The organism is Kitasatospora sp. NPDC001527 (assembly GCF_040298605.1).
In the GTDB taxonomy this organism is placed as follows: Bacteria; Actinomycetota; Actinomycetes; order Streptomycetales; family Streptomycetaceae; genus Kitasatospora.
This window is the reverse complement of sequence record NZ_JBEPAM010000039.1, coordinates 1-20,530: the sequence shown is the minus strand read 5'-3', so window position 1 is coordinate 20,530 and position 20,530 is coordinate 1. Positions and strand designations below refer to the sequence as shown.

General features: G+C 73.6%; 18 protein-coding genes. 13 read left to right on the top strand and 5 right to left on the bottom strand.

The window, feature by feature from the left end:
* Positions 1-195 precede the first annotated feature (195 nt).
* Positions 196-1,254 (top strand): helix-turn-helix domain-containing protein, encoded by a 1,059-nt coding sequence (locus ABT238_RS28300; protein WP_350559105.1) that lies wholly within the window; start codon positions 196-198, stop codon positions 1,252-1,254.
* Here the strand turns inward: ABT238_RS28300 and ABT238_RS28295 are convergent.
* The gene (locus ABT238_RS28295) at positions 1,245-1,391 is read right to left on the bottom strand and encodes a hypothetical protein (RefSeq protein ID WP_350559108.1); all 147 of its coding nucleotides are present in this window, start codon (positions 1,389-1,391) and stop codon (positions 1,245-1,247) included. The two genes, ABT238_RS28300 and ABT238_RS28295, sit on opposite strands and share 10 nt — an antisense overlap.
* 411 nt (positions 1,392-1,802) lie before the next feature.
* On the opposite strand from ABT238_RS28295, the gene ABT238_RS28290 reads away from it, so the two are divergent.
* The gene (locus ABT238_RS28290) at positions 1,803-2,429 is read left to right on the top strand and encodes a hypothetical protein (RefSeq protein WP_350559111.1); all 627 of its coding nucleotides are present in this window, start codon (positions 1,803-1,805) and stop codon (positions 2,427-2,429) included.
* A 113-nt stretch (positions 2,430-2,542) separates the two neighbouring features.
* Here the strand turns inward: ABT238_RS28290 and ABT238_RS28285 are convergent, their stop codons facing one another.
* Both ABT238_RS28285 and ABT238_RS28280 read right to left on the bottom strand, forming a co-directional pair.
* On the bottom strand, positions 2,543-3,565 hold the full coding sequence (locus tag ABT238_RS28285) for a LuxR C-terminal-related transcriptional regulator (protein ID WP_350559114.1): 1,023 nt from the start codon (positions 3,563-3,565) through the stop codon (positions 2,543-2,545).
* Between the two features lie 590 nt (positions 3,566-4,155).
* Positions 4,156-5,268 (bottom strand): TDT family transporter, encoded by a 1,113-nt coding sequence (locus ABT238_RS28280; protein WP_350797633.1) that lies wholly within the window; start codon positions 5,266-5,268, stop codon positions 4,156-4,158.
* Between the two features lie 71 nt (positions 5,269-5,339).
* Between ABT238_RS28280 and ABT238_RS28275 the strand changes: the two genes are divergently transcribed.
* The 8 genes from ABT238_RS28275 to pyrE all read left to right on the top strand — a co-directional run bounded on the left by ABT238_RS28275 (position 5,340) and on the right by pyrE (position 15,622).
* Positions 5,340-6,368: a LysR family transcriptional regulator gene (locus ABT238_RS28275; RefSeq protein WP_350559120.1), complete on the top strand. Its 1,029-nt coding sequence runs from the start codon at positions 5,340-5,342 to the stop codon at positions 6,366-6,368.
* A 72-nt stretch (positions 6,369-6,440) separates the two neighbouring features.
* Positions 6,441-9,047 carry an ATP-dependent chaperone ClpB gene (gene clpB, locus ABT238_RS28270; protein WP_350559123.1) on the top strand — a complete coding sequence of 869 codons (2,607 nt, stop codon included), beginning with the start codon at positions 6,441-6,443 and terminating at the stop codon, positions 9,045-9,047.
* Between the two features lie 182 nt (positions 9,048-9,229).
* Complete coding sequence (locus ABT238_RS28265; RefSeq protein ID WP_350559126.1) at positions 9,230-9,793, top strand: type III secretion system chaperone family protein; 564 nt, start codon at positions 9,230-9,232, stop codon at positions 9,791-9,793.
* Positions 9,794-9,932: 139 nt separating this feature from the next.
* Positions 9,933-11,102 carry a pyridoxal phosphate-dependent aminotransferase gene (locus tag ABT238_RS28260; RefSeq protein WP_350797599.1) on the top strand — a complete coding sequence of 390 codons (1,170 nt, stop codon included), beginning with the start codon at positions 9,933-9,935 and terminating at the stop codon, positions 11,100-11,102.
* A gap of 466 nt (positions 11,103-11,568) precedes the next feature.
* Entirely contained in the window at positions 11,569-12,096 is a 528-nt protein-coding gene (locus ABT238_RS28255) for a DUF2617 family protein (protein WP_350559132.1), read from the top strand.
* A gap of 136 nt (positions 12,097-12,232) precedes the next feature.
* The gene (locus tag ABT238_RS28250; RefSeq protein WP_350559135.1) at positions 12,233-13,882 is read left to right on the top strand and encodes a polyamine aminopropyltransferase; all 1,650 of its coding nucleotides are present in this window, start codon (positions 12,233-12,235) and stop codon (positions 13,880-13,882) included.
* 105 nt (positions 13,883-13,987) lie between these two features.
* Complete coding sequence (locus ABT238_RS28245; RefSeq protein ID WP_350797575.1) at positions 13,988-15,055, top strand: SRPBCC family protein; 1,068 nt, start codon at positions 13,988-13,990, stop codon at positions 15,053-15,055.
* 30 nt (positions 15,056-15,085) lie between these two features.
* Positions 15,086-15,622, top strand: a complete 537-nt coding sequence (gene pyrE, locus ABT238_RS28240; protein ID WP_030304482.1) for an orotate phosphoribosyltransferase — start codon at positions 15,086-15,088, stop codon at positions 15,620-15,622.
* A 98-nt stretch (positions 15,623-15,720) separates the two neighbouring features.
* On the opposite strand, the gene ABT238_RS28235 is transcribed toward pyrE, so the two are convergent.
* Positions 15,721-16,443, bottom strand: coding sequence for a DedA family protein (locus ABT238_RS28235; protein ID WP_350559141.1), 723 nt, complete (start codon positions 16,441-16,443; stop codon positions 15,721-15,723).
* Between the two features lie 425 nt (positions 16,444-16,868).
* Between ABT238_RS28235 and fbaA the strand changes: the two genes are divergently transcribed.
* From fbaA to ABT238_RS28220, 3 genes are all read left to right on the top strand, one after another.
* A complete protein-coding gene (fbaA, locus tag ABT238_RS28230) occupies positions 16,869-17,891 on the top strand; it encodes a class II fructose-bisphosphate aldolase (protein WP_350559144.1) in 1,023 nt (340 codons plus the stop codon).
* Positions 17,892-17,948: 57 nt separating this feature from the next.
* Complete coding sequence (locus ABT238_RS28225) at positions 17,949-18,362, top strand: DUF3151 domain-containing protein (protein ID WP_350559147.1); 414 nt, start codon at positions 17,949-17,951, stop codon at positions 18,360-18,362.
* Positions 18,363-18,691: 329 nt separating this feature from the next.
* Positions 18,692-19,507 (top strand): DUF3152 domain-containing protein, encoded by an 816-nt coding sequence (locus tag ABT238_RS28220; protein ID WP_350559150.1) that lies wholly within the window; start codon positions 18,692-18,694, stop codon positions 19,505-19,507.
* A gap of 114 nt (positions 19,508-19,621) precedes the next feature.
* Here the strand turns inward: ABT238_RS28220 and ABT238_RS28215 are convergent, their stop codons facing one another.
* Positions 19,622-20,434 carry a maleylpyruvate isomerase family mycothiol-dependent enzyme gene (locus tag ABT238_RS28215; protein WP_350559153.1) on the bottom strand — a complete coding sequence of 271 codons (813 nt, stop codon included), beginning with the start codon at positions 20,432-20,434 and terminating at the stop codon, positions 19,622-19,624.
* Between the last annotated feature and the right edge of the window lie 96 nt (positions 20,435-20,530).

The following is a 20,530-nucleotide window of genomic DNA, read 5'->3' as shown; positions in this document are numbered from 1 at the left end:
CCGCCGCCGCGCACCGCTGCCGGTACCCGCCGTACAGCGGGTACCGGCAGTATCGTTCCAATGCGAAGGTTCAGCGAGCACGGAACCGGCCGAACACCGCGCGCCGGCCGGTACGGGGGCCGCGGCGCCTAGGATGCCCACGGCGGACCCGGTCCGCGCAGTTCACCCGGTCCAGCCAACGGCGAGGAGCCGCAGATGAGTGCCGGACAGAGGTCTGGAGCCGCCCCCGAGGAGGTACTGTCTCCCGAGGCCCGCGGCCTGTACCAGAAGGCCCTGCGCCACGACGGGCCGCTGTCGGACGAGCGGGGCTGCCCGCTGTCCCCGGAATCCGACCACGAACCGCTCCAGGAACTGCTGCGGCTCGGACTCCTCAATCCCGAGGTCGGCCCTCCGGGGACATTTGCCGTGAAAGACCCCCGGCAGCTCGCGGAATCGGCGTCGAACAACCTCCAGATGCAGGCCGCCGACCTTCTCCGCCGCTCCATTTCGCTGCACGCGACGCTTCAGGAACTCGGCCTCGAATACCAGGCCCACACCACCGGACCGGAACCCGGCGGATCAATTGAGTACGTCCAGGGCCGCGGCACGATAAACCAGCTCCTGGAAACGCTGTTGGAGAACGCCTCGCGCGAGATGCTGACCGCGCAGCCCGGCGGCGGACGGGCGGCCGACGCATTGCGGATCGCCATCGACCGGGACATGAGATTCGTTCAGCGCGGCGGCACCATCCGGACCCTTTACCAACCGGGTGCGCGCTATTCCAATCCGACGGTCGACTACGTCCGGGAAATCACCCAGGCCGGCTGCCAGGTGAGAACCATCGACGAGGCGTTTGCCAAGCTCATCGTGCTGGACCGCAAGGTCGCCGTGGTGACCGTGGGCGGCGAGGAGAATCGCGACCGGGCGGCCTTCATCCGGGACGAGGCCGTGATCAGCTACATCGTGCACGTGTTCAGCAGCCAGTGGGAGCGGGCCATCCCCTTCACCGGGAGCCACGAAATCCCCCGCCAGGTCGTTTCGAGCATGCGTCAGCAGATCATCCGCATGATGCTCCAGGGAGCCGGCCACAGAACGATCGCCCGCCGTCTCGGACTGAGCGAGCGCACGCTGGCCCGCCATATAGCCGAACTCCGCGAGGAACACGAAGTGGAGACGCTCTTCCAGTTGGGCTGGAAACTCGCGCAACTGGAAGAAGGACCGATGCTGCCCGATGCATCGGTCCTTCCTCTTGACGGCCCAAACTCCTACCAGTGACTGTCCATGTCGAGCATGGCAACCTGCCGCTGTTCGGCCCCCCAATGGGAGTCTTCAGCGGTGGCCGAGCCCACTCCAATGAGCATGGCGATGCCCAGGAGGAATGCAGAGACAGCAATACGGCGCGCCTTCAGCACAACATCACTCCTTTCAAGACAACTTACTGCGAGCATCGACTCATCGGGCGACGGTCGCACTAATGCGACCATATGATGACCCATGGAGGGCCTGCGTGTCACGCCCCAGTACACCCGCAGAAGCGCTGGAGAGGGCTGGCAGGAGCACGCCGTCGGCGTCTAGTCTCGCCCCGAACAAGCCCACCTGATGTGAGCACATCCAACGTACCGGCCCGTACGCTCAGAAGCGTGTCATCTGACTGCCTGGCAGTCAGATGCCAGCACGACGCTGTGGACGCCAAGACCCGTCTCATTGGACGATCAACCCGCCCGTCGCAATAACCTACGTTGATTGTTCAGGCAGGACGGAACAGCACCTCGGAGCAGCGGTGCCATGTCTTCTCGCCTGACCACCACTTCCCCGGAGTCGTCATGAGCGAGCCCTATCTGCGCGACCTCCCCACGCAGGCCCATGAGGGCCGGCGTGCACGCGTGTTCCTGGCCGCGCCGCTGATGCGGTTGACCGGGCCGGCGGACAGTGTGGTGACCCTCGCCAGCCGGACGCGGCTGACGACCCTGCGCACCACCCTCCTCCGCAGCGGCGCCGCCGTCTACAGCGCCCATCACAGTGACGCCTGGACCGTCGCCGGGCGCGCCCCCGAGCCCCGTGTGCCGTCCGACTTCCGCGCGCTCCAGTCCGCGGACCTGGTCTTCGCCTACGTCGGCGCGCCGCTCTCCGCCGGCGTGAGCCTGGAGCTCGGCTGGGCGTCGGCACTGCGCAAGCCGATCGTCCTGCTGGTCGACGAGGCCATCACCCACAACCCGCTGATCGCCACCATCGAGCAGGTCGCCCCCGTCCTGCCGCTGGTCTTCGACGACACCTGGTCCCAGGAGGCCCTCCACCACACCGTGGAGACCGCCCTCGACTGGGCCGGCATGGCGCTCTCCCTTCGCGAGGGCTTCTGGACCGCCCCCGGCGAGCAGTTCACCGTCCCCCGCCAGCAGCCCCCCGCCGTCGGCCCGTCCGGCTACTGGCCCACCGGAGCCGCGACCGGCTGACCCCCGTTCAGCCACGCCGCGGGACCCCGCGTCCACCGGTTCCCGGGTGACGGCCCAGCGCGGTCCCGGCCGGGCCGTCAGGAGCCCTTCCCGGGCCTCCCGGACCGGCCGGGTCATCCGCCGTCACGGCCGCCCCGCATCAGCCAGCCGAGCTGGAAGAGGGTCTGGGCGCCGTAACGGTCCCGCAGCCGCGAGATGTGGGCGGCGACGGTGCGCTCGCTCAGGCCCAGGCGGGTGGCGACGGCGCGCTGGGTGAGGCCCCGGGCCAGCAGCCGGCCGACGCGTTCGGGGGCGCTGTGGGCGGGGCCCTGGCTGAGGACGGCGGACCAGTCGGTGGCGTCGGCGCGGGACCAGTCACGGTCGAAGGCGTTGACGATGAAGGCGATCGCGGCCGGGTCGGTGATGAACGCGGCGGTGCTGTGGTCGTCGCTGGCGGAGATGACCGCGACCGCGCGGTCGAAGACCATCAGCCGCTGGAAGGGCTCGTCCAGGATCCGGATCAGCGAACCGCGCCGGGTGACCTCCTCGGCGTAGGCGAGCGCGGGGGGCTCGGAGAACGCGACGGGCTGGTAGACGGTGCGCAGCGAGCAGCCGCGCTGGAGGAGCTGGACGTCCTGCTGGATGGCGATCTTGAGCGCGTCCGCCGGACGGGCGCCGGGCTGGGCGGTGAGGACCTCGGTACGGCAGTCGGCGACCAGCTGGGAGATCCGGTGCCGGATGTGGATGTGGCCCTCGATGTAGACCGCGCCGCCGGAGCGCTCCGGCGGGCGGGGCATCGCGTCGTAGGCGCGGGTGAGGGAGTCCAGGGCGCCGGGCAGGTTCTCGGCGCGGACCAGCAGACGGGTGGCCTCGCTGCGCAGTTCCGCGCCCAGGCGGTCGCTGACCGAGCGGGGGCTGACGGCCGTGTAGCAGGCGTCCATCGGATTGGGCATCAGCAGGCCGATGGAGACGAGCTGGCGGACGCCGTCGCGGTCGGACTCGGGGACGTCGGCGAACCGGACGCGGCCGCCGTCGGCGAGGATCGCGAGGTAGACGCGGCGGGCGGCCTCGTCGGGCTCGCCGGCCGCCGCGGCACCGGCCGCGCCGTCGCCGGCGCCCTGGGTGGTGCTCGGGTCGGCCGTCGCCTCGAAGCTCACGTCGAACCGCTCCCTGCCGGATGCTCTCGGGTGGTGGTGCTCCGCGCGCCGCGCGGGGCGGCCGGCGGTGATCACGGTACTGGGGACCGACGGTCCCCCGGACCTCGGGTGCCGTCGCACGCGGGTCCGGGGGCCGCCGGTGTACGCCATGTCCCAGCGCTTCCGGCGAGGCGGAGCAGCAACGCCTCGCCGGCTCCGGTCCCGGGGGCCATCACCACACATGGCGTCCCGGCCGGCGCTCTTCCCCCCGATATGCAGGCACGTGCGGACGTGCCGGTCGCATCCAGCAATGAAGAGCAAGTCGCCGTCATCGGGCTGCGGTGGCCCGGACGACCTGGCGTGACTCCACCCTCACAGCGTGACGGCCGGTGAACAAGTGCCACCCTGCTGCATGTTCTCGCAATTGCATGAACCTGCACCGCCGGCCCGGCGCGGCCTCGCGCGGCTTGCTTCCGGTTTCTGCTAACCCGCAGGTCAGCGCGGTGCAGCGGGGCTTTTCCGACCGTCCGTCCGGTCGGTCGCGGAGTCGCGTGTTCCGGAACCCGGCCGGTTCCCGGGAGCAGCGGCAGCCCCCATCGGGCGAACGGACCTCAGCGGGCGAGCAGCCGGCCGCCGGCCAGTGCGGTCACCGTGCCGCCCGCCGCGAGCGCCCAGCCGGCCAGCAGCAGGACGAACAGGCCGGCGGCGAGCCCGGTGAAGCCGGCGAACCCGGTGTGCCGGGCGAGCGCCGCCGCCCCGGTGACGCAGGTGCCGACCGGGAAGGTGAAGGCCCACCAGGTCATCGCGAACCCCATCCCGGCCCGCCGGGCGCGCAGGTTGGCGGCGACGGCGAGCAGCAGCCAGAGCATCGCGACGCCGAGCGCCGCCACCCCGAACAGCTCGGCGAGGGCGAGCGCCACGGGCGCCAGGCCGGGCAGGACCGTTCCTGCCGCGTCGGCGAGCTGGTGGACGGCGGTGGTGGACTGGCCGAGCGGGCCGAGCACCAGGAAGAGCGTCGGGGTGAGCGCCAGGGCCGGCAGCTTGCTGTGCACCAGGCCGGTGAACACCACCGGCAGCAGCGCCAGGGTGGCCAGCAGGCCGATCCCGAACAGCGCCGCGCAGCCGTACAGCAGCGCCTCGCGGGCGGCGCCGGCCGGCAGGTGCGGGACGAGCGCCGGACCGGTGGCGGAGGCGACCAGCGGGGCGACCACCGGCAGCAGCCAGGTCGGGTTGGCGGCGAGCGGGGAGACGGCGTGCCGGGTGATCATCAGGTACGGGATGCCGGCCGCGACGGCGAGCGCGTACAGCGTGCCGGCCGTCCAGAGCACGAGGTCGAGCGCGACGGCCGGGTCGGTGCCGATGACCCGGGAGCCGACGGTCAGGGTGCCGAGGCCGACCGAGAGCAGCGCCATCGGCGGGCAGCCGTAGAAGACCGCGGTGGCCGGGTTGTCCAGCAGCTGCTCGCGGGCGGCCGCGCGGTGCCGGGTGAGGTGGACGGCCCGGCCGGCGCCGACCACCAGCAGGCCGGCCAGCCCGAGTGCCCACATCACCTCGGCGAAGCCGATCAGCCCGGGCCACCGGACGGGCAGGGCGGCCGCGCCGTTGGCCGTGATCGCGGTGCCCATGACCGCCGCGTACCAGTTGGGGCCGAGCTGGCCGGGGTCGAGGCGGCGGACGCGGGTGGACGGGCGTGGGCGGGGCGCGGTGCTGAGCAGGGTGGCCATGGCACCCACCGTCGCCCGGGGCGGCGGGCGCCGGTAGCGCCGCCCGCTCTATGAGGGCATAGCCTGAGCCTATGGCCCTCTCTCCGCGCGTCCCCGAACTCGGTGCGCTGGAGCTGCTGCTCGCGGTGGCCCGGCTCGGCAGCGTCGGCCGGGCGGCCGCCGAACTGGGGGTGAGCCAGCCGACCGCGAGTGCCCGGATCAAGGGCATGGAGCGGCAGATCGGCGTCTCGCTGCTGGAGCGCTCCCCGCGCGGCTCGCGGCCCACCGAGGCGGGCCGGCTGGTGGTCGAATGGGCGCGGCAGGTGGTGGAGGCGGCGCAGGCGCTGGACGCCGGGATCGACGCGCTGCGCGAGCGCCGGGACGCCCGGCTGACCGTGGTGGCCAGCCTGACCGTCGCCGAGTACCTGATGCCGGGCTGGCTGCTGGCCCTGCACGCGGTCAGCCCGGGCACGGCGGTGACGCTGCGCACCGCCAACTCGGCGGACGTGGCCGGTCACGTGCTGGCCGGGGACGCCGACCTCGGCTTCGTCGAGGGGCCGCTGCCCCCGGCCGGGCTGGCGGGCGCGGTGGTGGCGGCCGACCGGCTGGTGGTCGTGGTGGCGCCGGACCATCCGTGGGCGCGGCGCCGCTCGCCGCTGTCCGGGCGGGAGCTGGCGGCGACCCCGCTGGTGCTGCGCGAGCCGGGCTCGGGCACCCGGGAGGTGCTGGAGATGGCGCTGGCGCCGTACGGGGGCACCGCGCCGCCGCGGCTGGAGCTGGCCTCGTCGACGGCGCTGAAGGCGGCCGCGATGACCGGCGCCGGGCCGGTCTGCCTGAGCGAGCTGGCGGTGGTGGAGGAACTGGCCACCCGGCGGCTGGTGGCGGTGCGGCTGGTACCGGAGCTGGACCTGCGGCGGCCGCTGCGGGCGGTCTGGCCGGCCGGGCAGCGGCCGACCGGCCCGGCCCGGGAGCTGCTGGCGCTGACCCGGCGGACGGCCGGCACCCACCAGGCGCGGATGGCGCAGGCGCGGACCCTGCCGCCGAAGGCGGCCCGCAAGCCCGCCGGCCCGCCGGAGCGCCCCGCGCTGCGGGTCCGCCCCGACCGTTCATCCAAAAGTTGAGCGGAATAGACTCAAGTTAGTGCATGCTGTAGACAGCAGACATCACGCACGACGAGGGAGGACCCCCCAGCAGTGGACGCCAGCAAGTTCACCACCAAGACGCAGGACGCCCTGTCCGCCGCGATCCGGCAGGCCGGGGCCGTCGGCAACCCGGACGTCAAGCCGGTGCACATCCTGATCGCCCTGCTGGAACAGCCCGAGGGCATCGCCAGGCCGCTGCTGGAGGCGGTCGGCGCGGACGTGTCCCGGCTCGACGCCGAGGCCCGCCGCCAGCTCACCGCGCTGCCCAGCGCCTCGGGCGCCACCGTCGCCGCGCCGCAGCTGGCCCGCGACACCCTGGCCGTGCTGACCGAGGCCGGCAAGCGCGCCGACGACCTCGACGACCAGTACGTCTCCACCGAGCACCTGCTGGTCGGCCTGGCCGCCGAGGGCGGGACGGTCGCCGAGCTGCTGGTGCGCCAGGGCGCCACCCCGAAGGCGCTGCTCTCCGCGTTCAAGGACGTCCGGGGCAGCGGCCGGGTCACCTCGCCGGACCCGGAGGGCACCTACAAGGCGCTGGAGAAGTACGGCACCGACCTCACCCAGGCCGCCCGGGACGGCAAGCTCGACCCGGTGATCGGCCGGGACCAGGAGATCCGCCGGGTGGTCCAGGTGCTCTCCCGCCGGACCAAGAACAACCCGGTGCTGATCGGCGAGCCCGGCGTCGGCAAGACGGCCGTGGTCGAGGGCCTGGCCCAGCGGATCGTGGCCGGCGACGTGCCGGAGTCGCTGCGCGGCAAGCGGCTGGTCGCCCTGGACCTCGGCGCGATGGTCGCCGGCGCCAAGTACCGCGGCGAGTTCGAGGAGCGGCTGAAGGCCGTCCTCAACGACATCAAGCAGAGCGACGGCCAGGTCGTCACCTTCATCGACGAGCTGCACACCATGGTCGGCGCGGGCGCCGGCGGCGACTCCGCGATGGACGCCGGCAACATGCTCAAGCCGATGCTGGCCCGCGGCGAGCTGCGGATGGTCGGCGCCACCACGCTGGACGAGTACCGCGAGCGGATCGAGAAGGACCCGGCCCTGGAGCGCCGCTTCCAGCAGGTGCTGGTCGGCGAGCCCAGCGTCGAGGACTCCATCGCCATCCTGCGCGGCCTCAAGGGCCGCTACGAGGCGCACCACAAGGTGCAGATCGCGGACGCCGCGCTGGTCGCCGCGGCCACCCTCTCGAACCGGTACATCACCTCCCGCTTCCTTCCCGACAAGGCGATCGACCTGGTCGACGAGGCGGCCTCCCGGCTGCGGATGGAGATCGACTCCTCCCCGGTCGAGATCGACGAACTCCAGCGCGCCGTCGACCGGCTGCGGATGGAGGAGCTGGCCCTGGAGAAGGAGTCGGACCCGGCCTCGGTCGACCGGCTGGCCCGGCTGCGCCGCGACCTCGCCGACAAGAACGAGCAGTTGAGCGTGCTCACGGCCCGCTGGGAGCAGGAGAAGAAGAGCCTGAACCGGGTCGGCGAGCTCAAGGAGCGGCTGGACGACCTCCACGGCGCGCTCGAACGCGCCCAGCGGGACGGCGACTTCGAGCGCGCGTCCAAGCTGATGTACGCCGAGGTCCCGGCCGCCGAGAAGGAGCTCGCCGACGCCCAGGAGCGCGCCGCCGGCGAGGACGCCTCCGCCTCGATGGTCAAGGAGGAGGTCGGCCCGGACGACGTGGCCGACGTGGTGGCCTCCTGGACGGGCATCCCGGCCGGCCGGCTGATGGAGGGCGAGAGCGCCAAACTCCTGCGCATGGAGGAGGAGTTGGGCCGCCGCCTGATCGGCCAGGCGGAGGCCGTGCAGGCCGTCTCGGACGCCGTGCGGCGCACCCGCTCGGGCATCGCCGACCCGGACCGCCCGACCGGCTCGTTCCTCTTCCTCGGCCCCACCGGCGTCGGCAAGACCGAACTCGCCAAGGCCCTGGCCGACTTCCTCTTCGACGACGAGCGGGCGATGGTCCGCATCGACATGAGCGAGTACGGCGAGAAGCACTCGGTCTCCCGCCTGGTCGGCGCCCCGCCCGGGTACGTCGGCTACGAGGAGGGCGGCCAGCTCACCGAGGCGGTCCGCCGCCGCCCGTACAGCGTGGTGCTGCTGGACGAGGTGGAGAAGGCCCACCCCGAGGTCTTCGACGTGCTCCTGCAGGTGCTCGACGACGGCCGGCTCACCGACGGCCAGGGCCGCACGGTGGACTTCCGCAACGCGATCCTGATCCTCACCTCCAACCTGGGCAGTCAGTTCCTGGTGGACCCGACCACCCCGGAGGAGCGGAAGAAGGACCTCGTACTGGAGTCGGTGCGGGCCGCCTTCAAGCCGGAGTTCCTCAACCGGCTCGACGACATCGTGGTCTTCGAGCCGCTGGGCACCGCCGAGCTGACCCGGATCGTCGACCTCCAGGTGGCCCGGCTGGGCGACCGGCTGCGCGAGCGCCGGCTCACCCTGGAGGTCTCCGGAGCCGCCCGTGACTGGCTGGCGCTCACCGGCTACGACCCGGCGTACGGTGCCCGGCCGCTGCGCCGGCTGGTGCAGTCCGCGATCGGCGACCAGCTGGCCCGGGCGATCCTGGCGGGCCAGGTGCACGACGGCGACACCGTGCTGGTCGAGCGGGACGAGGACGGCGACCGGCTCACCGTCCGTGCCCGCGGACCGCTGGAGAAGTAGCCGCCCGTCACACCCGGACGATCATGGTCCACTCCCGGGGTTCACCGGGGGTGGACCGCGCTCCGGCCGTGCCCCGCCCGGTGGCTGCCACCCCTGTGAGGCGAGCCCCGGATGAGGCAGGATGGACTCGGAAGGGCGGCCTCTCATTGCCGACCACCACGTGCACTGAGGAAGAGGACCCCATGAGCATCGACCCGTCGTCCATCCCGTCGTTCGGCATGCCCCAGGGCGGTCAGCCCGGAGGCCAGGGCGGGCGTCCGGCCGGCCCGCCGCCGATCATCGTCCCGGACCAGAACCTGGTGGGCCAGCTCCTCGACCAGATGCAGCTCAAGCACGGCGTCGACGAGGAGGGCGACCTCACCGCGCCCTGGGAGGGCTTCCGCGTCTACTACATGTTCCGCGGCGAGCAGAAGGAGCTCTTCGCGGTCCGGGCGTTCTACGACCGCCCCTACCCGCTGGAGAAGAAGGGCGAGATCCTCGACCTGATCGACGAGTGGAACCGGGAGACCCTCTGGCCCAAGGTCTACACCCACACCCACGAGGACGGCGTGGTCCGCCTGATCGGCGAGGTCCAGATGATCGTCGGCACCGGCGTGAACCTGGACTACTTCGTCACCACCACCGCCAACTGGACCCAGGCCGCCGTGGGCTTCGAGCAGTGGATCGTCGAGCGCCTCGGCCTGCAGGACGACATCGAGGGCGAGGACGGCGAGGGCAAGCCGTCCGACGGCTCCGACGAGGGCTGACCGCTCCCCGGGGGGCGTCCCCGCAGGGCCCCGAACGGCCCGCCACCGGCACCCGGTGGCGGGCCGTCCTTGTCCCCGGCCGCCCCCTGGCCCCAGGATGGGCCCGACCGCCGCCGACACCGAGGTGCGAGGAGCCGTGATGGGTACGAGGCCACTGTTGAACCGCCGGCTGGCCGGCCTGGGGACGACGATCTTCGCGGAGATGTCGGCCCTCGCCACGGCCACCGGTTCGATCAACCTCGGCCAGGGCTTCCCGGACACCGACGGCCCCGAGGAGGTCCGCGAGGCCGCCGTCCGGGCCCTGCGCGAGGGGCGCGGCAACCAGTACCCGCCGGGGCCCGGCGTCCCCGAGCTGCGCACCGCGATCGCCGCGCACCAGCAGCGCCGCTACGGCCTGGCGTACGACCCGGACACCGAGGTGCTGGTCACCGCCGGCGCCACCGAGGCCATCGCCGCCGCCCTGCTCGCCCTGCTGGAGCCCGGCGACGAGGCGATCGCCCTCGAACCCTTCTACGACTCCTACGCGGCCTGCATCGCCATGGCCGGCGCCGTCCGCGTCCCGCTCACCCTGCGCGCACCGGACTTCCGCCCCGACCTCGACGAGCTGCGCGCGCTGGTCACCCCGCGCACCCGGCTGCTGCTGCTCAATTCGCCGCACAACCCGACCGGCCTCGTCCTCACCCCCGACGAGCTCGCCGCCGTCGCCGAACTCGCCGTCGAGCGCGATCTGCTGGTGGTCACCGACGAGGTCTACGAGCACCTCGTCTTCACCGGCGCCCACCACCCGATCGCTGCCCTGCCCGGGATGCGCGAGCGCACCGTCTCCATCTCCTCGGCCGGCAAGACCTTCTCCTTCACCGGCTGGAAGGTCGGCTGGGTGACCGGCACCCCCGAACTGGTCGCCGCCGTCCGCACCGCCAAGCAGTACCTCACCTACGTCAGCGCCGGCCCCTTCCAGTACGCCGTCGCCGAGGCCCTGCGGCTGCCCGACGCCTACTTCGACGGCCTGCGCGCCGACCTGCTGCGCAAGCGCGACCTGCTCGCCGCCGGCCTCGCCGACGCCGGCTTCCGGGTCTTCCGGCCCGAGGGCACCTACTTCATCACCACCGACATCACCCCCCTGGGCGAGAAGGACGGCATCGTCTTCTGCCGCACCCTCCCCCAGCGCTGCGGCGTCGTCGCCATCCCCAACGCCGTCTTCTACGACGACGCCGAGGCCGGCCGGAGCCTGGTCCGCTTCACCTTCTGCAAGCAGACCGCCGTCCTGGAGGAAGCGGTCGAGCGGCTCTCCCGGCTGGCCCGCACCTGACCCGTCGACGGAACCTCTCGCACGTTCCGACGATTCGTCAATTGCCCTGACAGATCCCATGGTTGCCGCCTGCCGGGCCGTTCCTTCGGCCTGCCCGGCAGCGGCGCCCGGGGTGGTGCGCCCGGGGCAGGAGGGACAGGGGCGCAGGGAGGTACGGACGGCGCGTGGACGGCGCACACGGCGCGCGGGCCGGGGTGAGGGGCGCGCGCTGTGCAGAGTCGTACACCGGGTCGATCAGAGCAGGGAAGCAGGTGTGCTCGAAACGGTGAATGCTTGACAAAGTTGGGTAAATCACCGACGGACCCGGCGTATTCGTGCTTCTCTGCTGCTGAATCTCCAGCCGGAATCCCTCCTTCCACGGTCGGCCGCGCCCTGGACCGTACAGCCACGAACAGCCTCGCCCAGTGCCCAGGCCTACTCGCTGCTGCTCGGCGGGCGCGCACGGAGCTGAAACGCGGAGCCGAGCATGCTCACCACTTTGCAGACCTCCTACACGGACACCCGCGCGGGTGACCTGGCCTGGTGCCTGGGCGGCGAACCGCTGCCCGCCCTCGCGGTCCGCGACCTGAGACTCGACGGCCCCGGCCACCCCGGACCGTCCGGCACCCTCCAGCTGCGCCTGCTGGGCGCCTCCCACCAGGTACTGATCGCCGCCGGGCCGGGCCAGTGCCTGGAGACCGTCGCCTGCCTGCCCGGCCGCCGCACGCCGCTGCCCGCCCGGGTGGCCAAGCAGGTGGACGGCTGGGAGTACGAGTTCGCGGCCCGGATCGAGGCGCTGCCGCCGCACGACTTCGCGGCCCGCGCACAGGAGTTGCTGGCCCTGGTCGAGGGGCACCCGCGCGGGCTGGCCGGCGTCTTCCCCGGCGACCCCAGCGCCTTCACCGCGCTGGTCACCCAGGGCGGCACGGACCGGCTGCTCTGGCGCACCTGGCACGCCTACCCGCAGGAGGGGCAGCTGGTCTGCACCCGGTCCTCGCTGGTGCTGTCCCGGTGACCGGCGCCGAGGAGCTGTCCATAGGCCGGCCCAGCGGATTCCATTCGTACGCAGGAACGATTCGTCAACCTGCCATATCGCACTGTCCGTCGAATGGGCGCAGCCGTCCGTCCCGCACGTCGCCTAGCGTTTGTTCGTGATCAATCATCCGGCCGGTCCGCCGCCCGCACAGCCGAGCCCCGACCTCGACGACGGCAGCCCGCCCCGGCCCGCACGTAGCCCGACCCCGCTGCCCGCCCGCCGCCGCTCCCGGCTGCGCGCCCACCCCGAACTCGCCCGGCTGGCCGTCCTGCTGGCCGCGTTCGTCTGCGCGGCCTGCGGACTCGTCTACGAGCTGGAACTCGTGGCCCTCGGCGACTATCTGCTCGGGGACTCGGTCACCCAAACCTCGGTCGTGCTCTCCGTCATGGTGTTCGCGATGGGCCTCGGCTCGCTGCTCGCCAAACGGTTCACCCGCCGCCCCGCCACCGCCTTCGCCCTGGTCGAGTGCGCCCTCGCGCTCACCGGCGGCCTGTCCGTCCTGGCGATCTACGCCTGCTGGGCCTGGGTCGGCCACCACCAGGCCGTGATGGTCGGGCTGACCTGCCTCATCGGCATCCTCATCGGCGCCGAGATCCCACTGCTGATGACCCTCATCCAGCGGATCCGCCGCGAGGACGCCGGACACGCCGCCGCCGACCTGTTCGCCGCGGACTACGTCGGCGCGCTGATCGGCGGGCTCGCCTTCCCGTTCCTCATCCTGCCCGTGCTGGGCCCCGGCAGCGGCGCGCTGGTCACCGGCGCGGTCAACACCGTCGCCGGTGCCGCCGTGGTGCTCTGGCTCTTCCGCGAGGAACCGGCGCCCCGGGCACGGCTGCTGCTCTGGGGCGGCTGCGGGCTCGTGCTGGCGCTGCTCGCCGCGGCCGCCGCCTGGTCCGACGCGGTGGAACGCGCCGCCCGGCAGGCGCTGTACGGCGGGCAGGTCCGCTCGGTCAGCCAGGGCCGCTACCAGGAGATCGTGCTCACCGGCCCCGCCGAGGGCCCGCTGCGGCTCTACCTCGACGGCCGGCTGGCGGTCTGCGGACCCGACGAGTACCGGGGCAGCGAGGGCCTGGTCCACCCCGCGATGGCCGCCGGTCCGGACGCCCGGGTGCTGCTGCTCGGCGGCGGGGACGGGCTGGCCCTGCGGGAGGTGCTGCGGCACCGCGGGGTGCGCTCCGTGCTGGTGGTCGACCGCGACCCGGCGCTCCCCCGGCTCGCCCGCACCGACCCCGGCCTCGCCGCGCTCTCCGGCCGCTCGCTGGACGACCCCAGGGTGCGCACCGCCCAGGCCGACCCGCTGGAGTGGCTGCGCACCGTGCGCCCCGCGCCCGGGGAGTCCTTCGACGTCGTCCTCGCCGACCTGCCCGCGCCCGCCGACGGCGGACCGGTGACCTTCCACTCCCAGGAGTTCTACGGCCTCACCACCCGGCTGCTGGCCCCCGGCGGGCGGCTCGCCGTCCGCGGCGGCGACGAGCAGCACGGGTGGCAGGGCCTGTGGCAGGCGGAGTCGGGGCTGCGGGCCGCCGGGCTGCGGACCGTTCCGTACGCGGTCGCCGGCAGCGCGACGGCCAGCTGCCGCCCCGGGCCGGAGGGCAGCCAGAGCTTCCTGCTCGCCGCCGCCGCCCAGCCGCCGCTCACCCTCGCCCCGGACGCGCCGCCGCCGCGCGCCCTCACCCCGGACAGCCTGCGCGGCTCCGCCGCCCGCCTCACCGCGCTGCGCCCGCTCCACCCGCCCGCCGCCCTCACCCTCCTCGGCCCGCACTGAGGGCGGACCGGGGCGGGTCCCGGGGCGGGACCGCTCCGGGACCCGCGGCGACAGGTGGGGGACAGGGCGGGGCCGGGAGGGGGTTCGGTCGGTAGGCTCCGTGGCATGGAGCATGAGGTTGTCGTCCCGATGCCGGCCGGGCAGGTCCGGCAGGCCCTGCAGGATCCCGCGCTGCTGGCGCGTTCCGTGCCGGGGCTGAGCACCGAACCCGCCGCCGTCGGCAGTCGCGGGGCGGAGGAGATCGGCGGGCGGTTGAAGCTGCGGATCGGCACCTCCACCATCACGTACAAGGGCGTGCTGTCACTGATCGAGGGCCGCGAGGGCGTGCTGACCGCGTTCGCCGAGGGCCAGGAGGCGCGCGGCAGCGGCGAGGCCACCGCGACCGTCCGGATCAGCGTCGCCGAGGGCGCCGAGGGGACCGCGGTGGTCCGCTTCACCGGTGACCTGAGCGCCACCGGGCGGCTCACCGAGTTCGACGGCGAGACGCTCGACGCGGCCGGCCGCCGGCTGCTGGACCGTTTCACCGCCGCCCTGACCTCCCAGGGGGACCAGGCCGAGGCCGACGAGGACGAGGCCGGGGGCGAGGACGGCACCGGGGCCGAGGACGCCGGCGAGGCCGGCCAGGACGCCGCGGCGGAGGAGAACACCGCCGGGGAGGGCACCGTGGTGTTCCTGGAGAACCGCCAGGAGGACCGCGAGGACGAGCCCGGCGACGACCTCGACGACGACCTCTCCGACCTCATCGCCTTCTCCGACGCCGACGCCGAGCGCTTCGGCCTCCCGCTCGGGAACGCCGACGCGGACGCCGACGACGTCGAGGAGCCCGCCGGCGCGGAGGAGACCGCCGCGGCCGAGGAGGAGGTCTCCGCCGAACTCCCCGCCGAGCTGCCGTTCGGTTACGAGCAGGAGCCGGCGCTCGGCGGCCCGGTCCGCCGCAGCATCGTCGGCCGCTCCGCCGAGGAGGTCGACCACGCCCCGCCGCGCGGCCCGTACGCGCCCGCCCTGCCGGCCCGCAGCGCCCGGGCCCGGGCGGCCTCCCGCTGGGGCGGCGACGCCGGCGGCATCGTGGTGCCGGGCGTCGGCGGCCGCAGCACGGTGCCGTGGATGATCGGCGGCGGGGTGGCCCTGCTCGGCGGCGCGGTGGTGCTGGTCAGGGCCCTGCGGCGGCGCTAGCGGGCTCCGGAGGACCTAGACTGGACGCTCATGAGCAACGACCGCGACGCCCTGCTGGCACAGATCAAGGACAAGGCCGTCGTCCACGGCAAGGTCACCCTTTCCTCCGGCAAGGAGGCCGACTACTACGTCGACCTGCGCCGGATCACGCTGGACGGCCAGGCCGCCCCGCTGGTCGGCCGGGTGATGCTGGACGCCACCGCCCACCTGGAGTACGACGCCGTCGGCGGGCTGACCCTGGGCGCCGACCCGGTCGCCGCCGCGATGCTGCACGCCGCCGCCGCGCGCGGCCGTGAGCTGGACGCGTTCGTGGTCCGCAAGGCCGGCAAGGCGCACGGCCTGCAGCGCCGGATCGAGGGCCCGGAGGTCAAGGGCCGCCGGGTGCTGGCCGTCGAGGACACCTCCACCACCGGCGGCTCGGTGCTGACCGCCGTCGAGGCGCTGCGCGAGGCGGGCGCCGAGGTGGTCGGCGTCGCGGTGATCGTCGAGCGCGGCGGCGCCGCCGCGGTCGAGGCCGAGGGCCTGCCGTACGTCACCGCGTACACCCTGGAGGACCTGGGCCTCTGAGCCCGGCCCGCACACCCCCGAACACGGCGAACGGCCGGGGCCCGGTGTTTCACGTGAAACACCGGGCCCCGGCCGTTGCGGCGGAACGGGAACGGGGATCAGTCGCGCCGGTGCCGGCCGCCGCCGGCCTGGACGGCCTCGCCGCTCTCGGCGGCCTGCACGCCGCCGGCCTTCTTCTTCTTGCGCTCGCGCAGCACCTCGAAGATCATCGGCGAGATCGAGAGCAGCACGATCAGCAGCACCGCCGGGATCAGGTACTTGTCGATCACCGGGGCGAGCGCGTCGCCGAAGAAGTAGCCGATCAGCAGCATCGACTCGGTCCACAGGACGCCGCCGACCACGTTCCAGAGGAAGAAGGTCTTGGCCGGCATCTCCAGGGTGCCCGCGACCGGGTTCAGGAAGGTCCGGACGATCGGCATGAAGCGGGCGAGCACGACGGCCTTGCCGGGGCCGAAGCGGTTGAAGTACTCCTCGGCCTTCAGCACGTACTCGCGCTTGAAGATCTTCGATTCGGGCTTGTCGAACATCCTCGGTCCGACCTTCACGCCGATCTGGTGCCCGAGCTGGGCGCCGGCGATGGCCGCGAGCGGGGCCCCGATCAGCAGGGTCGCGAGCGGCAGCCGCGCACCGTCGCCGAGGACCGACGAAGCGGCGCTGGAGGAGGCCACTCCGGCGATGATGAGCAGCGAGTCACCCGGGAAGAAGAACCCGACCAGGAGGCCGGTCTCCGCGAAGATGATCGCGATCAGCCCGATGGCACCGAGGGACGAGATCAGTGATTTGGCGTCGAGCAGATTGACGGCCAGCTGGTTGTAGTCCACACGGCGCAGGATAGCGGGCCCGTCTTTACCAGGGCTTCGCACCGGGGGGCGAGCGGGCCCTCATCCTTTCGTCGCACCCCGCTCCGCCCCGCGGGGAGCACCGCGCAGAACACCGCGCAGAACACCGCGCGGAACACCGCGGGGACCCCCGGCGGGAGCACCGCGGGGAGCTCTCCGGGCCCGCCGTCCCGACTGGCGGGCCGCATGGTGGAGCCGGTGGGCATTCTGGGAAGATGGCACCGGCGTCCGGCCCGCAGTGGCGAACACCCTCATCGCCGCACCGCGGCCGCTGCCTCGAACCTTGGTACCGGTCCGCCGCACCGCAGAGCCGCGCACCGGCCCCGGTACCCCGGAGTCGTCACAAGGCGTACACAGCGTCGGACAGCACCGTCCGTACGCCGCAAACCCGACAGGAGCGGATTCGCATGCCCATCGCAACTCCCGAGGTCTACAACGAGATGCTGGACCGGGCCAAGGCGGGCAAGTTCGCCTACCCGGCGATCAACGTGACCTCGTCGCAGACCCTGCACGCCGCGCTCCGCGGCTTCGCCGAGGCCGAGAGTGACGGCATCATCCAGATCTCGACCGGCGGCGCGGAGTTCCTGGGCGGCCAGCACAACAAGGACATGGTGACCGGCGCCGTCGCGCTCGCCGAGTTCGCGCACATCGTCGCCGCCAAGTACGACATCACCGTCGCGCTGCACACCGACCACTGCCCGAAGGACAAGCTGGACGGCTACGTCCGCCCGCTGCTGGCGGTCTCCGCCGAGCGCGTGGCCAAGGGCCAGAACCCGCTCTTCCAGTCGCACATGTGGGACGGCTCCGCCGAGACCCTGAGCGACAACCTGGCCATCGCCCAGGAGCTGCTCGCCCAGGCCGCCGCCGCCAAGATCATCCTTGAGGTCGAGATCACCCCGACCGGCGGCGAGGAGGACGGTGTCACGCACGAGATCAACGACGAGCTGTACACCACCGTCAACGACGCCGTCCGCACCGCCGAGGCGCTGGGCCTGGGCGAGAAGGGCCGCTACCTGCTGGCCGCCTCCTTCGGCAACGTGCACGGCGTCTACAAGCCGGGCAACGTCGTGCTGAAGCCGGAGCTGCTGCGCGAGCTGCAGGACGCGATCGGCAAGCAGTACGGCAAGGCCGACCCGTTCGACTTCGTCTTCCACGGCGGCTCCGGCTCGACCGCCGAGGAGATCGCCACCGCGCTGGAGAACGGCGTCGTGAAGATGAACCTGGACACCGACACCCAGTACGCCTTCACCCGCCCGGTCGCCGGCCACATGTTCGCCAACTACGACGGCGTGCTGAAGGTCGACGGCGAGGTCGGCAAGAAGAACACCTACGACCCGCGCACCTGGGGCAAGCTCGCCGAGGCGGGCATGGCCGCCCGCGTGCTCGAGGCCGCCCAGCAGCTGCGCTCGGCCGGCAACCGCCTGAAGTAAGGCCCGCGTCCCGTACGAGGTCCTGCGTCCGTGCCCCCCGGTGGTTCACTGGGGGGCATGACCATTCACGAGAACCTCCTCGGGGGTCCGCCCCCCACGCACCTGCCCGCCGAGCCCGCTCCGCTGGAGCTGCTGGCCGGCGGCGCCTCCCCGGCCGAGGTCGCGGCGAAGTTCCCGACCTCCTCGTTGGCCTGGGCCCAGCTCGCCGACGACGCCTTCGCGGCCGGCCGGGTCGTGGAGTCCTACGCCTACGCCCGCACCGGCTACCACCGCGGACTGGACGCGCTGCGGCGCAGCGGCTGGAAGGGCCACGGCCCGGTGCCGTGGGAGCACGAGCCGAACCGCGGCTTCCTGCGGGCGCTGCACGCGCTCGGCCGGGCCGCCGCCGCGATCGAGGAGAAGGAGGAGGCGGAGCGCTGCACGCAGTTCCTGCGGGACAGCTCGCCGACCGCCGCCGCCACCCTGGGCTGACCGCCGGACCCCGCTGACCGACGAACGGTGACCGGTGACCGGACCGACCGCCGACGCCGCCCCTGGTGCCCGAATCGGGCAGCGGGGGCGGTTCTCGTCCGTTCCGTGCGCACCCGGGTCCGTGGACATTCACCACTCCGCCGTGTCAGGGTGGGCCCGCGAAGGGGGAGCGCACGTCAGTTCGAGGGTTCGCGGCCCCACCGGTCGACAGAGAGCCCAGCGTGCCCGCACCCAGTCCCGCCCGCCGACGATCCCGTGGCGCGGCACGTCCCCGGCCCCGCACGGTCTCCCGCCGCCGGCGCCCGCCGCGCCGCCGGCTCGGGCCCGGCATGCTCGCCGCCCTGATCACCTCGGTGGCGATCCTCGGCGGCACGCTGTTCGTGCTGAACCGCCCCGACGCGCTGCCCGGCGCGGACCGGACCGCCCAGGCCCGGGTCACCCCCTCCGAGGCCGGCACCACGCCGCCCGCCGCGGCTCCGGCGCCGTCCTCCGCGGCTCCGCTCCCGACCGCCACCGCCGTCACCTCCTCCCCCGCTCCCACCGCCACCGCCACCGCGCAACCGAGCGGTCCGGAGAGCACCTCCACCAAGGGCACCGGCACCTTCACCGTCGCCCAGGGCTCCGCCGACCCGGTCGGCCAGGGCAGGATCCGCCGCTACCGGGTCGAGGTCGAGGACGGCATCGGCGTCGACGCGGCCGCCTCCGCCGCGCAGATCCAGGCCGTCCTGGCCGACCGGCGCGGCTGGACCAACGACCGGAAGAACGGCTTCCAGCTGGTCGCCGGCGGCGGCTACGACTTCACCGTGAAGATCGCCTCCCCCGCCACCGTCGACCGGATCTGCGGCGCCGCCGGGCTCGACACCCGCGGCGAGGTGAACTGCAACGTCGGCAACCAGGTGCTGGTCAACGTCAAGCGCTGGACCACCGGCTCGCCCCAGTTCGACGGCCCGATCGAGGAGTACCGGGCGCTGGTGATCAACCACGAGGTCGGCCACCGGATCGGCCACGGCCACGAGACCTGCCCGGGGCCCGGCAAACCGGCGCCGGCGATGATGCAGCAGATCTACGGGCTCAAGGGCTGCAAGCCCAACGCCTGGCCGTACGGCAGCGACGGCCGCTACCTGAGCGGACCCTCGGTCGCCTGAACCGGTCCTTCCCCGGCCGGAGTCGAGACCGTCCGGCGCCCCCGGAACACCGGGCGGACCCGGATCGCCCCCGGGCACGGGGCCGATGGGCCTCGCCCGGCTGCGGCCGTGGGCTCAGCCGAGCAGCGGCAGGTACGTCCGCAGGTCGCTGCGCTCGCCGCTGGCGGACACCGCGGCGGTGTCGACCGCGTCCGCCCAGCCGGTGCGGCCGGTGGCCAGCCGGATCCAGGTCAGCGGGTCGGTCTCGACCACGTTCGGCGGGGTGCCCCGGGTGTGCCGAGGCCCCTCGACGGCCTGCACCACCGCGTACGGCGGCACCCGCAGCTCGACCGCGCCGCCGGGCACCCGGTCGGCGAAGGCGTCGGCGAGCATCCGGGTGACGGCGGCCACCGCCTGCCGGTCGTGCGGGAACGGCTCCGGGCCGAGCGCGTCGGCCAGGTCGTCGGCGTGCACCACCGTCTCGACCAGCCGGGTCACCAGGAACTCGGTGAGCGCCATCGGGCCGAACCGCATGGCGACCGGGCGTCCCGGCGCGTCCCCCGCCGTGCCGTCCAGCGCGGCCCGCGCGACGTCCACCGACCGGCCGAAGCGGGCGGCCGCCTCCTCGGGCGGGCCGGCGAACGCGGCCGCCGCGTGCTCGGTCACCGCGGTGTCGACCACCTCGGCGACCGTCGCGGGCAGCTCGGTGAAGCGGCTCAGCGAGAGCGGCGGCCCGTCCGGCGCCGGATCGGCCAGCTGGGACGGCAGCAGGTCCAGCAGCAGGCTCAGATGGGCCACCAGCTCGCGCACCCGCCACTCCCCCAGCCGGGTCGGCCGGTCCAGGTCGGCGGCGGTCAGCCGGTGGACGGCCGCGCGCAGGGCCTCGGTCTGCGCCGACAGCGCGGCGCGCACCCTGGCGGGCTGGTAGGTACGGGACTTGGCAGGCATAGCCCCCAACATACGCCCGGGGGCGGACGGTTCCGCGGAACCGTCCGCCCCCCGGGGGGGTCACGGGGGCCAACACCGAGGCCGGGGCCGGGAAGG

Excerpts from the sequence above, each read along its gene's own strand:
- ABT238_RS28255 (WP_350559132.1), top strand. The coding sequence starts at position 11,569 with ATGCTCACCACTTTGCAGACCTCCTACACGGACACCCGCGCGGGTGAC.
- ABT238_RS28215 (WP_350559153.1), bottom strand. The coding sequence starts at position 20,434 with ATGCCTGCCAAGTCCCGTACCTACCAGCCCGCCAGGGTGCGCGCCGCG.
- ABT238_RS28280 (WP_350797633.1), bottom strand. The coding sequence starts at position 5,268 with ATGGCCACCCTGCTCAGCACCGCGCCCCGCCCACGCCCGTCCACCCGC.
- ABT238_RS28220 (WP_350559150.1), top strand. The coding sequence starts at position 18,692 with ATGCTCGCCGCCCTGATCACCTCGGTGGCGATCCTCGGCGGCACGCTG.
- ABT238_RS28300 (WP_350559105.1), top strand. The coding sequence starts at position 196 with ATGAGTGCCGGACAGAGGTCTGGAGCCGCCCCCGAGGAGGTACTGTCT.
- ABT238_RS28265 (WP_350559126.1), top strand. The coding sequence starts at position 9,230 with ATGAGCATCGACCCGTCGTCCATCCCGTCGTTCGGCATGCCCCAGGGC.
- pyrE (WP_030304482.1), top strand. The coding sequence starts at position 15,086 with ATGAGCAACGACCGCGACGCCCTGCTGGCACAGATCAAGGACAAGGCC.
- ABT238_RS28290 (WP_350559111.1), top strand. The coding sequence starts at position 1,803 with ATGAGCGAGCCCTATCTGCGCGACCTCCCCACGCAGGCCCATGAGGGC.
- ABT238_RS28225 (WP_350559147.1), top strand. The coding sequence starts at position 17,949 with ATGACCATTCACGAGAACCTCCTCGGGGGTCCGCCCCCCACGCACCTG.
- ABT238_RS28260 (WP_350797599.1), top strand. The coding sequence starts at position 9,933 with ATGGGTACGAGGCCACTGTTGAACCGCCGGCTGGCCGGCCTGGGGACG.
- ABT238_RS28275 (WP_350559120.1), top strand. The coding sequence starts at position 5,340 with ATGGCCCTCTCTCCGCGCGTCCCCGAACTCGGTGCGCTGGAGCTGCTG.
- ABT238_RS28245 (WP_350797575.1), top strand. The coding sequence starts at position 13,988 with ATGGAGCATGAGGTTGTCGTCCCGATGCCGGCCGGGCAGGTCCGGCAG.
- fbaA (WP_350559144.1), top strand. The coding sequence starts at position 16,869 with ATGCCCATCGCAACTCCCGAGGTCTACAACGAGATGCTGGACCGGGCC.